The 13557-nt window shown below is 61.5% G+C and carries 16 protein-coding genes; 7 read left to right on the plus strand and 9 right to left on the minus strand.

The features are described 5' to 3' along the window. Positions 1-30: 30 nt before the first annotated feature. Complete coding sequence (locus tag AC3QL2_RS23765) at positions 31-279, minus strand: hypothetical protein (RefSeq protein ID WP_493235769.1); 249 nt, start codon at positions 277-279, stop codon at positions 31-33. Between the two features lie 234 nt (positions 280-513). On the opposite strand from AC3QL2_RS23765, the gene AC3QL2_RS23770 reads away from it, so the two are divergent. From AC3QL2_RS23770 to AC3QL2_RS23785, 4 genes are all read left to right on the plus strand, one after another. Then, the gene (locus tag AC3QL2_RS23770; RefSeq protein ID WP_493235770.1) at positions 514-2532 is read left to right on the plus strand and encodes a PAS domain S-box protein; all 2019 of its coding nucleotides are present in this window, start codon (positions 514-516) and stop codon (positions 2530-2532) included. A gap of 33 nt (positions 2533-2565) precedes the next feature. Then, complete coding sequence (locus tag AC3QL2_RS23775) at positions 2566-3189, plus strand: DUF998 domain-containing protein (RefSeq protein WP_493235771.1); 624 nt, start codon at positions 2566-2568, stop codon at positions 3187-3189. 324 nt (positions 3190-3513) lie between these two features. Further along, a complete protein-coding gene (locus tag AC3QL2_RS23780) occupies positions 3514-3894 on the plus strand; it encodes a BPSL0067 family protein (protein WP_493235772.1) in 381 nt (126 codons plus the stop codon). A gap of 2 nt (positions 3895-3896) precedes the next feature. After that, complete coding sequence (locus AC3QL2_RS23785; RefSeq protein WP_493235774.1) at positions 3897-4361, plus strand: STY0301 family protein; 465 nt, start codon at positions 3897-3899, stop codon at positions 4359-4361. 122 nt (positions 4362-4483) lie between these two features. On the opposite strand, the gene AC3QL2_RS23790 is transcribed toward AC3QL2_RS23785, so the two are convergent. Continuing rightward, positions 4484-5626 carry an MFS transporter gene (locus tag AC3QL2_RS23790; RefSeq protein WP_493235776.1) on the minus strand — a complete coding sequence of 381 codons (1143 nt, stop codon included), beginning with the start codon at positions 5624-5626 and terminating at the stop codon, positions 4484-4486. A gap of 214 nt (positions 5627-5840) precedes the next feature. Here AC3QL2_RS23790 and AC3QL2_RS23795 point away from each other — a divergent pair, with 214 nt between their 5' ends. Next, positions 5841-6755 carry a LysR family transcriptional regulator gene (locus tag AC3QL2_RS23795; protein ID WP_493235777.1) on the plus strand — a complete coding sequence of 305 codons (915 nt, stop codon included), beginning with the start codon at positions 5841-5843 and terminating at the stop codon, positions 6753-6755. Between the two features lie 96 nt (positions 6756-6851). Here the strand turns inward: AC3QL2_RS23795 and AC3QL2_RS23800 are convergent, their stop codons facing one another. From AC3QL2_RS23800 to AC3QL2_RS23815, 4 genes are all read right to left on the minus strand, one after another. Then, positions 6852-7133: a pentapeptide MXKDX repeat protein gene (locus AC3QL2_RS23800; RefSeq protein WP_493235779.1), complete on the minus strand. Its 282-nt coding sequence runs from the start codon at positions 7131-7133 to the stop codon at positions 6852-6854. Between the two features lie 70 nt (positions 7134-7203). Further along, positions 7204-7992 carry a molybdopterin-binding protein gene (locus AC3QL2_RS23805; RefSeq protein WP_493235780.1) on the minus strand — a complete coding sequence of 263 codons (789 nt, stop codon included), beginning with the start codon at positions 7990-7992 and terminating at the stop codon, positions 7204-7206. Between the two features lie 169 nt (positions 7993-8161). Next, on the minus strand, positions 8162-9256 hold the full coding sequence (locus AC3QL2_RS23810; protein WP_493240271.1) for an IS5 family transposase: 1095 nt from the start codon (positions 9254-9256) through the stop codon (positions 8162-8164). 80 nt (positions 9257-9336) lie between these two features. Then, positions 9337-9933 carry a cytochrome b/b6 domain-containing protein gene (locus AC3QL2_RS23815; RefSeq protein WP_493234995.1) on the minus strand — a complete coding sequence of 199 codons (597 nt, stop codon included), beginning with the start codon at positions 9931-9933 and terminating at the stop codon, positions 9337-9339. 157 nt (positions 9934-10090) lie between these two features. On the opposite strand from AC3QL2_RS23815, the gene AC3QL2_RS23820 reads away from it, so the two are divergent. Both AC3QL2_RS23820 and AC3QL2_RS23825 read left to right on the plus strand, forming a co-directional pair. Then, positions 10091-10654 carry a sigma-70 family RNA polymerase sigma factor gene (locus tag AC3QL2_RS23820; RefSeq protein WP_493234994.1) on the plus strand — a complete coding sequence of 188 codons (564 nt, stop codon included), beginning with the start codon at positions 10091-10093 and terminating at the stop codon, positions 10652-10654. Then, on the plus strand, positions 10651-11292 hold the full coding sequence (locus tag AC3QL2_RS23825) for an NrsF family protein (protein ID WP_493234993.1): 642 nt from the start codon (positions 10651-10653) through the stop codon (positions 11290-11292). The genes AC3QL2_RS23820 and AC3QL2_RS23825 overlap by 4 nt, the downstream gene beginning before the upstream one ends. Before the next feature lie 10 nt (positions 11293-11302). On the opposite strand, the gene AC3QL2_RS23830 is transcribed toward AC3QL2_RS23825, so the two are convergent. Genes AC3QL2_RS23830 through AC3QL2_RS23840 form a run of 3 tightly spaced genes read right to left on the minus strand, consistent with a single transcriptional unit; the run spans position 11303 to position 13374 of the window. Further along, positions 11303-11998 (minus strand): EthD domain-containing protein, encoded by a 696-nt coding sequence (locus AC3QL2_RS23830; protein ID WP_493234992.1) that lies wholly within the window; start codon positions 11996-11998, stop codon positions 11303-11305. Further along, positions 11998-12627, minus strand: coding sequence for a nuclear transport factor 2 family protein (locus tag AC3QL2_RS23835; protein WP_493234990.1), 630 nt, complete (start codon positions 12625-12627; stop codon positions 11998-12000). Before AC3QL2_RS23835 ends, AC3QL2_RS23830 begins: the two co-directional genes overlap by 1 nt. A 12-nt stretch (positions 12628-12639) precedes the next feature. Beyond that, positions 12640-13374, minus strand: coding sequence for an SDR family NAD(P)-dependent oxidoreductase (locus tag AC3QL2_RS23840; protein WP_493234988.1), 735 nt, complete (start codon positions 13372-13374; stop codon positions 12640-12642). Between the last annotated feature and the right edge of the window lie 183 nt (positions 13375-13557).

Genomic DNA, 13557 nt, shown 5'->3' on the forward strand with positions numbered 1-13557 from the left:
TCCACTCCGATGTCTAAGAGGCCGGTTGCCTCAATGGCTTAACGTGCGGAAATCCACCGCGTTGACGCCGGAAGTTTGCACGCAGCTTGAGTCCATTGTGTTGCACAAGGTGCGTTTGCGTTTAGTCCCTGCGGTAGTCCCGGTCCCGGTCCCGGTCTCTGTCGCGACCGTCGTCATGATCATGCCGGTGGTCATTTCCGTAGCGCCCGCCGTCGTCATCTCGACGGTCACCATGTGGATGCCCGTAGCCACCGCGCTCCTCTCGGCCAGGGCCTCCATAGTAGGGGTCTGCGATGATGCAGCCGCTTAACAAGGTGCATGTGGCGACGAACGCTATCAATAGTTTCATTTTCATGATGTCTCGTTCGCTAAAAAGTACGGGAGAAATGATTGAACTCTATAATAATCCAGCGCAGGAAAGACGCCGAGCTGCGCATATCATTTTTTCTATTTAGTGGATGATTCGTCCACGTCCCGGACAATGGCAGTCGTTTCTGCACTGGAGCCCGCAATTTGACAGACTGTACGGATCCTTCAAGCATCGACCCGCATTTGTTCCATGCGCTTTTCGACGCGGCGGGTGACTCGATCATCGCCTGTTCGGAGCAAGGCTTGGCGATTCAGTGCAATCCGGCCACGCTGAAGCTGTTCGGCTGTGCCAAAGAACAGATCATCGGCACTTCGCCGGCAGACTGGTCGCCGGAGTTTCAGCCGAACGGACAGCCGAGTGCCGTTATGGCTGCGGAGATATTCGCCAGGGCTCGGGCCGGAGAAGTTGCCCATTTCGAATGGGAGAACCGGCGGGCCGACGGCGTAGCCTTGCCGGTGGATGTCAGCGTTCGCCTGGCGCGCGTCGGGGATCGCAAGCTCTTTGTCGTTATCAGCAAGGACATCACCCTGCGCAAGCAGGCAGAAGCCCGGGCGCGCGCACGTGAAAATCAATTGGCTGCCATTTATGACAATGTGCACGATGTGATTTTCGTGATTGCCGTGGAAAAGGATCTTCAGTTTCGCTTTGTCTCGGTCAACAAGCGTTTTGTCGAAACGACCAATGTGCCCGAGGAGCATATTGTCGGGAAAATGGTTCATGAGGTCATTCCCGAATCATCGTACTCCATGGTGGTTGGCAAATACCTGGAGGCAATACACGAACGCAAGACGGTCCATTGGGAAGAAACGACCGCCTACCCCGCCGGCTTGAAAGTCGGAGAAGTCACCGTGGTACCCGTATTTGACGGCAATGGAATCTGCACCCAGTTGATTGGCACCGTGCATGACATTACCGAAATGAAGAAGCACGAAGCGGAGTTGAAGCGCTACCAGGACCATCTGGAAGAAGTGGTCAATGAGCGCACCCTCGAGTTGTCCCGCGCCAAGGAAGCCGCCGAAGCGGCAAACATTGCCAAGAGTGCGTTTCTGGCCAACACGAGCCACGAGATCCGCACCCCGCTCAACGCCATCACCGGCATGGTGCACGTGATGCGGCGCACCGGATTGCCGCCGGACCAGGTTGAACGACTGGCGAAGATCGATTCCGCCGGTCAGCATCTTCTGGCGATCATCAATGCGACGCTCGACTTGTCGAAGATCGAAGCCGGCAAGCTTGTCCTCGAAGAAAGCCCGGTGGACATCGGCGCCATCGCCGCGAACGTCGCCTCCCTCCTGCAGGAAGAGGCGCAAACCAGCAGGATCGCGCTGACCGTCGAAGTCGAGTCTTCGACCCACCGGCTTTTGGGCGACTCGACCCGCTTGCAGCAGGCCCTGCTCAACTACGCCAGCAATGCGATCAAGTTCACCGAAAGCGGTGCGGTTATCTTGCGCGTGAGGCTGGAGGAAGAGACTGCCGATGACGTCCTTGTGCATTTCGAGGTCGAGGACACGGGTATCGGCATTCCGGAGGCCTCCCTTTCAAGACTTTTCTCCAGCTTCGAGCAGGCCGACAACTCCATCACCCGCAAATACGGTGGCACCGGCCTCGGCTTGGCCATCACCCGCAAACTTGCCCAATTGATGGGTGGCGATGCCGGCGCAGTCAGTACGCTTGGCCGTGGTAGCACCTTCTGGTTCACCGCAAGACTCAAAAAGGGAGTGCATGCCGAAGAACCGACCCCTGCGCCCCAGGCCGGTGCCGCCAAAGCAAGGCTGCTGAAGTACCACCCTGCTTGCCGCATCCTGCTTGTTGAGGATGACCTGGTGAACCGTGAGGTGATGCTGGAACTGCTGAACGACATCGGGCAAGAAGTGAGCATTGCGGTGGATGGCGTCGAGGCGGTGCAATTGGCTACAGGAAACGAATACAGCCTGATCCTGATGGACGTGCAGATGCCGCGAATGGATGGTCTGGAAGCAACGCGGACGATCCGGCAATCGTCTTGCGGCGCGACGGTGCCCATCCTCGCCATGACGGCCAATGCCTTTGCCGAGGACAAGGCGCAGTGCTTTGAAGCCGGCATGAACGACTTCATTACGAAGCCGGTAGATCCCGATCTGCTTTTCGAGACCCTTCTCAGGTGGCTCGAACGCACGCGGTGAGCCTTCCATGCCACGCATCCGTCGCCACCACCGATGATCCGGGCCGGCCTGCTCTGCGGCCTTGTGGCGCCCTTGCTGTGGGCGGCCGTGATCATCCTTGCCGGCGAGTTGCGTCCCGGTTTCGATCATGTCAGCCAGTACATCAGCGAACTCGGCGAACGTGGCAGCTCAACCGCGATGTTGATGCGCTTCGGTGGCTTCGTTGGCAGCGGCGTGCTGATCGTCGGCTATGCGGCGGCATTTTACGCGACGGTGACCCGCATGACCGATCGTCGCCACCTCACTCTGCTTGTCGCCATGCTCGTCGCGGTGGACGGCATTGGCCGCGTCGGTGCGGGAATCTTCTCCTGCGAACCCGGCTGCGCCACGCCGGATGTGCTCAGCCAAAGACTGCACAGCCTGTCCGCGACGATTGCGTTCCTGGCACTGGCAGCAGCCGCTTTGCTCGGCGCCCTCCTCTTTCGCCGCAACGCAAGCTTGCGGCCGCTCAGCGCGTATTCCCTTGCTTCCGGCTGCGCTGGCCTGGCATTTCTGGCGCTGATGTCGGCAAGCGAGGCGACACGGAGCCACACAGGCCTTTATGAACGGCTGGCTTCGGGAGTGCTGACGCTTTGGGTGTTCGTGACGGCCTGGAGGTTGCGAAGGCTCTCCACTTGATTTCTCTTGCGCTCCCCCGCGTGTACGCATGTCTAGCTGTGGGCAGTAATTCCGAGATGCGACGGACGGCCGTGCGGATAGGCAGTCGTGTGGACACTGCGCACAGGTATTCGTAAGGGTCGAACGCGCAATATCATGGATACACACAAAAATATTCTATAGACATATTTTTGTTCTATCCGTAAGCTGTAGTGCTGATACCGCAAGCGCTCCGACAACGGGCCCAGAACCTTGATTGAACGCAACTGCGGCAGAGATTGGAAGCCGTCCGCTGGCGCTCCGGTGCCGGTTACCTTCTACGTCAGAAAACACAAGGAAAGCACTGTGTCCTACATCTACGAAAGCGCTGAATCATTAGAAAAACTCCCGACTGTTGGGACAAGACAGTGCGTTGCATTGATTAAACAATACACAAAGGCGCCCCCTTCATCGCTATGGAAGGAGGGAGGAACGGTAAAAGGAAATCTATTTCTCAAAAAGGGAACCGCGATAGCTACCTTCGTGAACGGTAAATATCCAAACCATGGAACCGGTAACCACGCCGCCTTTTATATCGGTCAAGATGCTGCGGGGATCATTGTTGTTGATCAGTGGTCGGCAAGTGGCACGATCAGGAAAAGACGACTTCCATTTCTTGGCAAAGACAAGAATGGGAACCTTATAACGCCAAGCAACAACGGTGACGCATTCTCGGTCGTTGAGTAGCCATGAGATTACGCCCTACCGCAATCCTCACCGCAACACTCTTGGCATCTACCCCCTTCTCTTCTCGAGCTGAACCGGAAGAAAAGAATACATGCCCTCCAAAAATCATGGTGATCCAAACCGTCGACAGCGAGCCTCATGAAGGCTGGTCCGATTATGGGACACAGGATGAACATCCGTTCATAGGCGTATCCTTCTCGTACGGACCTCCCGATCAAAAAGCCTTACTTGCCCCTTCACATGAAAGAAAGAAGGGCAAGAACACTACCTCAACGTGGATCTTCCCGAAATCAGAAACCGACTATTGGGTCTCTTGTGAATACGCAGGCACAAGTGCCGTAGTGGCAAAACCCCTCAGCAAGAACATCAGTACTTGCACGGTCGAATATGACTTTCGGTTTTCTACGCCGGTAGCAAGAAACTGGAGTTGCTATGCTGTCACTCCCCTTCGAGATTCGCACCGTTGAAATGGCAGGGCGCGGATTGGGCGGGTGACTTGATCCCAATCCAGGCTGCAGCACTTCATGATCAGGCTGAACACCTGAGGAAAAGGATGCGGCAAGGCTGAAGCGCCACAGACTTCAACCCGTCATCGGGTTTCCCTTTCCTGCGGATGAATTGAGGTCATGGCCGTGAGTACGGCGGAGGTGAGCAGCAATGCTGCGCTCGCCGCGAAGGTGCTCTGGTAGCCTCCGCGGTCGAAGAGGACGCCGCCGACGGTGGAGCCCAGGCCAATCGCCAGTTGAACGACAGCCACGAACAGGCCGCCGCCGGCTTCGGCGTCATGCGGGAAGGTTCTGGCGATCCATGCCCACCAGCCCACGGGGGCCGCGGTGGCGGTCAGCCCCCACAGCGCCAGCAGCGCGACGACGAACGCCTGCCACCCGCCGAAGGCGATCAAGGCAACGGCGATCACGGCCATCGTCACCGGGATGGCGATCAGCGTCTGATAGAAACCCCGCTGCAACGCGTTGCCAATGAACAAGGTGCCGACGAGGCCGGCGATACCGATCACCAGCAGGATGAAGGAGAGCGTGGGCACCTGCACGGCGGTCACCGTCTCGAGGAATGGCCGCACGTAGGTGAACAGCGCGAATTGCCCCATGAAGAACAGGCTGCTGGCCGCCATGCCGAGCGCGACATTACGCCGCCTGAACAGCGTGAACACCTTGAAGACATGATTGGCGCCAGCCGCGCGCCGCTCCGCCCGCATGGCAGGCAGCGCGAGCCATTGCCATAGCAGCGTGACCAGCGCCACCGGCACCAGGCAGAGGAAGGCGCCGCGCCAGCCGATGACGGTGCCCAGATAGGCGCCCAGCGGCGCAGCCACCACGGTGGCCAGCGCGTTGCCGCCGTTGAGGATGGCCAGCGCACGCGGTAGCTGGGAACCGGGTACGAGCCGGATGACCGTCGCCACCGACATGGACCAGAAGCCCCCCACCACCACGCCGATGAGGGCCCGGCCCAGCATGTAGGTGAAATAGTCCGGCGCCAGCGCGATGACTGCACCGGACACGCCCATCGCAGCCGTCAGCCCAAGCAGCAGTGTCTTGCGGTTGATGCTGCCGGCCAGGGCCGAGATGAACAGGCTCGTGAGCACGGCGAATGCGCCCGAGATGGCGATGCCCTGCCCCGCCATGCCTTCGGTGACATGGAGATCGCCGGCCATCGGCGTCAGCAGGCTGACAGGCATGAATTCCGAAGCCACCAGCGCGAAGGCGCAGATCGACATGGCAAGGACGCCACTCCAGGACGCGGCCTGGGTTTCACTCGGGGTGTCGGGGGCGTTCGTTGAGACGGTGGAAGCGTGAGCGGTCATGAATGATGTGTCGGGGTGCGAGTTGCAGTCCGCTCTATCTTGGAGATGGCGCATCTCCCTGACTATCTAATGAATTCTTAAAGGGTCTATCAGGCTCGCTAATCAGTCTTTGTGGGAGACTGTCGGCATGGCCAGACGCAATCTCAACGATCTCCTTTATTTCGTCACGGTGGCCCGCGAGGGCAGCTTCACGCGCGCTGCTGCATTGCTGGGTGTAACGCAATCGGCGCTCAGCCAGTCCATCAGCGGTCTGGAAGCACGGCTGCAGATCCGCCTGCTCACGCGCACCACGCGGAGCGTTTCACCGACGACGGCCGGCGAGCGCCTGTTGAAAGCAATCGGGCATCGCTTCGACGAGATCGAGGTGGAACTGGATGCGCTGACGGAATTGCGGGACAAGCCCGCCGGCACGGTGCGCATCACCTGTGGGGATTTCCCCTTGCACAGCATCCTGCTGCCCAAGCTCACGCCCTTGCTGCGCGCGTATCCGGACATCAAGCTGGAGTTCGATGTGAACTACGGTTTCCGCGACATCGTCGCGGATCGTTTCGATGCCGGCGTACGCCTGGGAAATACCATCGACAAGGACATGATCGCCGTGCCCATCGGCCCGCCGCTGCGCCTGGCGGTGGTGGCATCGCCCGGCTACTTTGAAGCCAACCCGATTCCCAGGGAGCCGCAAGACCTGGTGGCACACCAGTGCATCAACCAGCGTATGCAGACCTCGGGCGGACTCTACGTATGGGACTTCGAGCGCCGGGGCCGTAAGGTCAATGTGCGGGTGGACGGGCAGCTGATCGTGAATACCACGCAGCCCCAGGTGGACGGGGCGCTGGCCGGGCTGGGCATCTCGCTGCTGCCGGAGGATGAAGTGATGCCGCACATCGAGGCGGGCCGGCTCATACGGGTGCTGGAGGATTGGTGCGCACCCTTCGGTGGGCATCACCTCTACTACCCGAGCCGCCGCCAGCCCTCACCCGCGTTCGCGCTGGTTGTCGATGCGCTGCGCATGACCGATGCCGACAGGGCGATGCGTCGATAACTGCACAGTGTAGCAAGCCGTGGCACAGCGCGTTGGTGGGGTCAGCCATCTGCAATAACAACGGGCAAAAGGAGCCGGCCCCACCGCCTTCCAAACCTACTTCTTCATTTCGTCCTTGCCCATTGCGTCCTTGGCCATGCCCTCTTTCTTCATGGCGTCCTTCTTCATGCCGTCCTTGGCCATTGCATCCTTTTTCATGCCCTCCTTCGCCATATGGTCCTTGGCCATGTGGTCCTTGGCCTTCATTTCCTTTTTCATACCGTCCTTGGCCATGCTGTCGGTGGCCATTGCGTCCTTCTTCATCATGTCGTCGGCAAAAACGGTGCTGCCGGCGAGCATCAAACATGCGGCGAAAATGCTGGAGATGATCGTTTTCATGGCGGACTCCATTTAGGTGGTGAATGAACGGCAGAAGTGCCGGGTATTCAGGGCAATTGAACGGGATCGCTCAACTGCCGCCGAACCAGTTGTACCCCTGATCTTCCCAATAGCCTCCGGGGTAGGTGTTGGTGACGAAAATGGCCTGGATGTATTTCGGGTTCTTGTAGCCGAGCTTGGTTGGCATGCGCAGCTTCATCGGAAAACCGTAGCGCGGCGGCAGCGGCTGGCCGTCATAGGTCAAGGTCAGCAGCGTTTGCGGGTGCAGCGCGGTCGGCATGTCGATACTTGTATAGTAGTCATCGACGCATTTGAAACCGACGTATTTGGCACTGAGGTCCGCACCGATCCGGCGCAGGAAGCTGGCAAACGGTACCCCACCCCATTTGCCGATGGCGCTCCAGCCTTCGACGCAGATATGGCGGGTGATCTGGTCGGCCTGCGGCATGGCCCGCAGTTCGGCCAGCGTCCAGGCATGCTTGTCGGCCACGAGGCCGCTGACTTCCAGGCGATAAGCCGCTTCGTCAACTTCCCGGATCTCGTCCTCGTCGTAGTAGGCATTGAAGGGAAAAGGCCGGGTGATCATCGAATCCGGATAGGTCGGTGCCAGCCGGTGGGGGTCGAACAGCCAAGCCTGGGCCTTGTCGTTGAAGCGGGACACTTTCATCAGCGCCTCTTCGACGCTGCTCTCATCGACAATCGAACAGCCGCTGAGCAGCGACAGCCCGCCCAGGCTCAGGCCGCGTTGCAGGAATGCACGCCGGGTCGGTTGTTCGAGATGGCGCCCCATGTCCTTCAGTGCGTCCTTGAGCAGGCGCTCACCATTGACGATGAGCTGACGGGAAGCGTTCTTGATCATGTCTCTCACTCCCTAGCAGGCCGATGCAAAAAGCTCAGACTCCACGTCCAGCCTGAAGCCCGTTGTTTGATCTCTCATGACTTCATTCCCGAAATTGGATTCTCAATCCCATTTTTATGCCCATAGACTGGGCAGGGAAATGGGTTTTCACCCGATTCCAAGTGCCGCTTCATGCCGCACTCCCCATCGTCTGCAATTTCGCAATCCGCAGCAGGTTGTACGCCGCTGCCGACAAATAGGCGGCGATCTGGGTTCGGGCTTCTCCGATGAAACGGGTCTTTCTCATTCCACCCACCGTCTTCAACCACCCGAAGATCTCTTCAACCCGCTTTCTCTTGCGCTGGCTGACCTTGTAGCCTTCGGTGCAGGTCGTCCGTCCATCGAGGCCCGGTGTCTTGCGTCCTTCAATTCGGGCGATATGAGGTTTGATCTTGTGCTCGCGCAAATGCTGGACAAAGTCCTTCACGTGGTAGCCCTTGTCGGCCCCCAGCGTCTTGGGATGAATCCTGCGGCGCCGGGCGCGGGTGAGCAGTTGGCGAGCCGCTTTGTGTTCGGCCATCGTCGCATCGGTGATGAGCAGATCGATACACAGGCCGCTGCGGTTCTCCATGAGCGCATGGCCGCCGTAACTGAGCTTGGCCGGTTGGCCGTTGCCTTTCCTCATGAGCTTCGCGTCGGGATCGGTCGTGCTCCGGTGGGTGGCGTTGGAACGCTTCTCGCCTTTGAAGTCCACCATGCCGGTGCCGTCACCGCCGGGCTTGGGGGGCTCGTCGTCGTCCTTGCGCTTGAAGCTCTTGAAGGATGCCCAAGCGTCGATCAAGGTGCCATCCACGGTGAAGTGATCGGACGACAGCAGCTTGTCCTTGCGGGCCAGACGCACCACTTCGTCAAAGAAACGACGGGCGATGTCCGTTTCCACCAATCGCTCGCGCAGGCGGCTGAAATTGGATTGATCCAATCCACCCGACTCCAGGTCCAGATCGAGAAACCAGCGAAACAGCAGGTTGTAATCGAGTTGCTCACAGAACTGCCGATCCGAGCGCACCGAGTAAAACGCGATCAGCAACTGCGCCTTGAGCAACCGCTCCGGCGGAATCGACGGTCGGCCGCCCTTGGCGTAAAGCCCATCGAGTTCCGCGGAAATCGCCGAGAGTGCCGAGTCGGCCAGTTTCTTCACCGGACGCAGCGGATGATCGGCCGGAATCCGGGACTCGACCGAGAAATAGTGGAACATCGAGGACTGGGGATCGACTTCGCCGCGCATCGGTGCTGTGCCTGGGGTTTGAAGGATACGGCTAGGACAGGTGGGTGGCCGGATCGTTCACTGGGTTCTGCATCAGCCTGCTAGCGGCCGCGGATCATGGCCAGCAGCGTACGGGGAACCAGGGCCACCATGAGCAGATGGACGCCGACGAAGGCTACCAGCGCCGCCATGGCCAGGAAATGCTCCCGCCGCGCCGCTTCGTAGCCGCCGAGCAGCGTGCGCAACAACGGAAACTGCACGGATTTCCAGAGCACCAGGCCAGACAGGACGAGCAGCACGCAATCGAACATCACGAAAAGATAGGCCGCCCTCTGCACCATGTTGTAGTGGCTCAGATCGTCGTGCGACAGCTTGCCTTTGAGTGCCGCCAGCACATCCGCCAGAAAGGCGCGCGGCGACCAAGGGAAGAACTTGCTCCGCAGGCGCCCGCTGATGAGGTTGCTCGCCAGGTAGATCACGCCGTTGCCGGCCAGCACCCACATGGCCGCGAAGTGCCACTGAATGGCGCCGCCCAACCAGCCCCCCAAGGTGAATTGCGTGGGAATGGCAAAGGGGAAGAACGGCGAGGCATCGTAAATACGCCAGCCGCTCGTGGCCAGTGTGATGACCGCAACCGCGTTGACCCAATGGGTGATGCGAACCCAGCGCGGATGAATGAGACCGGTATCGCTGACCATGGTGCCCCTTTCCAACGGGTGCCCGCTTGTTGTGCTGCGTGAAAGTTAATTCGCTGGCGGGTGGCAAATGGTTACAAGCTCAGGCAGAATTTTTTTCTGCCAAGGCATCGGCAAGAATTTCCCCTGGCCGCTGTAACCAAACGCACCGGTGCAACGAATGAATAGGGAAGCAGGATTTCGCTCGAGGGAAGAGCGCCTGCGGGATCTGCTGACGCGAGGTCTTGCCGGCGATGATGCCGCCTATCGGGTGTTCCTGACGGAATTGAGTGCGCATCTGCGTGCCTTCCTGCGACGACGCCTGACCCGCTTGCCGGACGAGGTCGAGGATCTGGTGCAGGAATCCCTGCTTGCCATCCATAACCTGCGTCACACCTATGAGGCGGATCAGCCCTTGTCGGCGTGGGTGCAGGCCATCGCCCGCTACAAGCTGGTCGATCTGCTCCGGCGGCGGGCGGCGCATGAGATGTTGAACGATCCGCTGGATGAGGAAATGGAACTGTTCAGCACGGCGGATTCCGATGCTACCGAGGCGCGTCGGGATCTGAACAAGCTGCTGGCGGATCTGCCCGACCGGTTCCGCCTGCCGATCGTACATACCAAGCTCGAGGGCCTGTCCGTCAAGGAAGCGGCCGATGTGAGCGGGATGTCGGAATCGGCGATCAAGATCGGCGTCCATCGCGGCTTGAAAGCGCTCGCCGCGAAGATTCGAGGTGCATTATGAAAACGGATGATCTGATCACCATGCTGGCCACCGGCGCCGGGGCCGTCGAGACACCAGCCGCCGCACAGCGCTACGCGCTTGCCATCGGCTGGGGCGCTGCCGGCGCCAGCCTGCTGATGCTCCTTGTCCTGCAGGTGCGACACGATCTCGCGCAAGCCTTGCTGCTGCCGATGTTCTGGGTCAAGGTCGGATTCGTCGCCAGTCTGGCCTCGGCGAGCCTGTTTGCCGCGCTCCGCCTGTCGCGGCCGGGCGCGGTGATCGACCGGGTGCCGGTTGCGCTCGGCCTTCCCGTGCTGGCCATCTGGGCCATCGCCGCCTTCACGCTGATCGACGCGGAGCCGATGGAGCGCGCCAAGCTCTTCTTTGGCGACACCTGGAAATCCTGCCCCCTGCTGATCGCCATGCTCTCGGTGCCGGTGTTCGCCGCGGTACTGCACACCATGAAGGATCTGGCTCCGACCCGGCCGCGGCTGGCCGGTTTCGCCGCCGGCCTGCTTTCGGGGTCCGTTGCCGCGGTGGTTTATTGCCTGCACTGTCCGGAAATGGGCGCACCGTTCATTGGCTTCTGGTATCTGTTAGGGGCGCTCATTCCAGCCGGCATCGGGGCCGTGCTCGGAAATTCGGTCCTGCGTTGGTAGCCGCGCCGACTCACGGCCGCTTGTGCGTAACCCTGGTGAGCATGCATACCGACCCGGCCAGGTCGAGGCAGGCGGCGATGGGCGCCGGCAGGGCCTGCCACAGGGTCGTGCCGTCGAAGACTTCGGCAATCTCGTCCGGCGAGGCGAACCAGGCTTCGAGCACCGCGGCGTATTCATAACCGGGCGGCGGCACGCCGTGCACCTTGTTGAAGACCAGCCGGCTGGCGCGGGCCAGCACCGGCGATGCGCGCCACAGGGACGGCGTGCTGGCATGGGCGGCGCGGGCGAAGTCGCCGCAGTTCACGCCGCTGCGCAGGCGCAGGAAGCCGATGACGCAGGTGCCGCTGACCGGCCCGCAGTGCAGCAGCGAGTCGTGGGCGACGAGGGTGAAATCGCGCACATAGGTGGAGAACACCCGCGGCTCGTCCGGCCGCAGGATGCGCAGGGTTTCCTCGTCGTTCCAGATGTCGTCGGCGGCCTGGCGGTCGCGCAGGCCGAGCAGGTTCACACCGTCGTAGTCCGCCGACGCGCCGGCCAGCGCAGCCGGCCGGTCGAGGATGCGGGAGCACTGGGTAACGCTCAGCACCTTGTCGCGCACATTGGTGCACCGGCTGCCGAGGGCCGAGTGCTCCCGCCAGGCCTGAGGAAAGTCCTCCGCCGCCAGGGCGGGGTTGCGCCTGGCGAGGTAGATCATCTTCCAGCTCATCAGCGGACCCGGATGCGCGGATCGGGCGCGTCGCGCCGCAGGGTGGCGAGGAAGCCTTCCAGCGGCGCGGCCGGCGCCACTTCCGGCAGGCTGTCCTTGTCCGGGCGCTGGGCCCAGAAGGCCTGCCAGGACGGGAACAGCGCATGGAAGCTGCCGTCGTAGGCCTCGCGGCCGGGCCAGCGCATCTTGCGCTCGCCAATCGGCGGCTTGTTGAGATCCACCGCGTACCAGTAGCACGGCAGGCGGCGGCGGAAGTACCAGCGCCCGTCGATGCGTTCGTAGTCGTCCCAGTAGAGCATCTGCATGATCACCCACTCGGGGCCGGTCTCATGCTCGTTCTTGGAATACACCACTCCGACCGCGTGGTCAGGGTCGGTGAACTCGATGATGTGCTGGCCCACGTGGTGGGAGGTGCCGGAGAACTGCTCGCGCAGGGTCTCGTCCACCCAGCCCTTGAGCACCGCGCGGCCGGTGCCGCGACGTCCGACGCGGATGTCCGGCGCAAACAGGTTTACATGCGCATCCAGGTCGCGCATGTCGAGGGACAGGGAATACTTGCCGGCGAGCTGGCGGATCTCCTCGATGGATTCGAGGCGGTCCAGCCGCGCCAGGAGTGCGTTGTCGGTCATTGTGGCAATGCCTCAGATGAAGGCCATGCCGCCATTGACGGCAATGTTCTGGCCGGTGACGAAGCCGGCGTCGTCGCCGGCCAGGAAGACCGCCACGCCAGCAATCTCCTCCGGCTCGCCCATGCGGCCGAGGGGAATCGCGCGGATCATCGCCTGAGTCCATTCGTCGGGGATGCCGGCCATCATCGGCGTGTTGGTCGGGCCGGGGACGATGGTGTTCACGCGGATGCCGCTCGGCGCCAGCTCCCGGGCCGCGCTGCGGGTCAGGCCCATCACGGCAGCCTTCGACGCGCAGTAGTGGGCCGGGCCTTCGCCGGACATCGCGGCGGTGCTCGACACGTTGATGATCGCCCCCTTGGCGCCGCACTTCTGCATCAGGCGGGCACCCTCTCGGCTGCACAGGAAGGTGCCGGTGAGGTTGACGCCGAGGACACGCGCCCAGGCTTCGTCGGGGGTGTCCACAAAGCTGTCCATCGAGCCGATGCCTGCACTGTTGACCACCACGTCCACGCGGCCAAAGCGGCTTTCCACAGCCTGGAAGGCTTCCGCCACGGAGGCGCTGTCGGCCACGTTGCAGGCCACCGCGAGACCGCGCTCGCCCAGGTCGGCAACCGCACGGGCAGCGGCTTCGGCGTTGATGTCGGCGGCGACCACCGAGGCGCCTTCGGCGGCAAAACGGCGAACGATGGCGAGGCCCATGCCCTGGGCGGCGCCGGTGACGAATACCACCTTGTTGTCGAACTTCATGCGGATCTCCTTCAGCGAATGTGGTGGGGTCGGAAGGGGCGCCCGACGAATAGCCGCAGCGCCCTGACGGCACCGATCATTCCCCGCCGGGCCATGCCCCAACATCGTCCGAGGAGACTAGGCCGGCAGCTGGTCTGAACGGACGATGCCGGCCGGCGCCGGGCGCCACAGCATGGGCACTCT

This window comes from Zoogloea sp. GW822-FHT05C07, from assembly GCF_058800215.1.

What these genes read in the sequence shown, in the direction of transcription:
- AC3QL2_RS23790 (WP_493235776.1), bottom strand. Translation starts at nt 5,626, where the DNA reads ATGTCGATCTGCGCCTTCGCGCTGGTGGCTTCGGAATTCATGCCTGTC.
- AC3QL2_RS23800 (WP_493235779.1), bottom strand. Translation starts at nt 7,133, where the DNA reads ATGAAAACGATCATCTCCAGCATTTTCGCCGCATGTTTGATGCTCGCC.
- AC3QL2_RS23830 (WP_493234992.1), bottom strand. Translation starts at nt 11,998, where the DNA reads ATGAGCTGGAAGATGATCTACCTCGCCAGGCGCAACCCCGCCCTGGCG.
- AC3QL2_RS23805 (WP_493235780.1), bottom strand. Translation starts at nt 7,992, where the DNA reads ATGATCAAGAACGCTTCCCGTCAGCTCATCGTCAATGGTGAGCGCCTG.
- AC3QL2_RS23820 (WP_493234994.1), top strand. Translation starts at nt 10,091, where the DNA reads ATGAATAGGGAAGCAGGATTTCGCTCGAGGGAAGAGCGCCTGCGGGAT.
- AC3QL2_RS23775 (WP_493235771.1), top strand. Translation starts at nt 2,566, where the DNA reads ATGATCCGGGCCGGCCTGCTCTGCGGCCTTGTGGCGCCCTTGCTGTGG.
- AC3QL2_RS23765 (WP_493235769.1), bottom strand. Translation starts at nt 279, where the DNA reads ATGGAGGCCCTGGCCGAGAGGAGCGCGGTGGCTACGGGCATCCACATG.
- AC3QL2_RS23795 (WP_493235777.1), top strand. Translation starts at nt 5,841, where the DNA reads ATGGCCAGACGCAATCTCAACGATCTCCTTTATTTCGTCACGGTGGCC.
- AC3QL2_RS23835 (WP_493234990.1), bottom strand. Translation starts at nt 12,627, where the DNA reads ATGACCGACAACGCACTCCTGGCGCGGCTGGACCGCCTCGAATCCATC.
- AC3QL2_RS23785 (WP_493235774.1), top strand. Translation starts at nt 3,897, where the DNA reads ATGAGATTACGCCCTACCGCAATCCTCACCGCAACACTCTTGGCATCT.
- AC3QL2_RS23825 (WP_493234993.1), top strand. Translation starts at nt 10,651, where the DNA reads ATGAAAACGGATGATCTGATCACCATGCTGGCCACCGGCGCCGGGGCC.
- AC3QL2_RS23810 (WP_493240271.1), bottom strand. Translation starts at nt 9,256, where the DNA reads ATGCGCGGCGAAGTCGATCCCCAGTCCTCGATGTTCCACTATTTCTCG.
- AC3QL2_RS23840 (WP_493234988.1), bottom strand. Translation starts at nt 13,374, where the DNA reads ATGAAGTTCGACAACAAGGTGGTATTCGTCACCGGCGCCGCCCAGGGC.
- AC3QL2_RS23815 (WP_493234995.1), bottom strand. Translation starts at nt 9,933, where the DNA reads ATGGTCAGCGATACCGGTCTCATTCATCCGCGCTGGGTTCGCATCACC.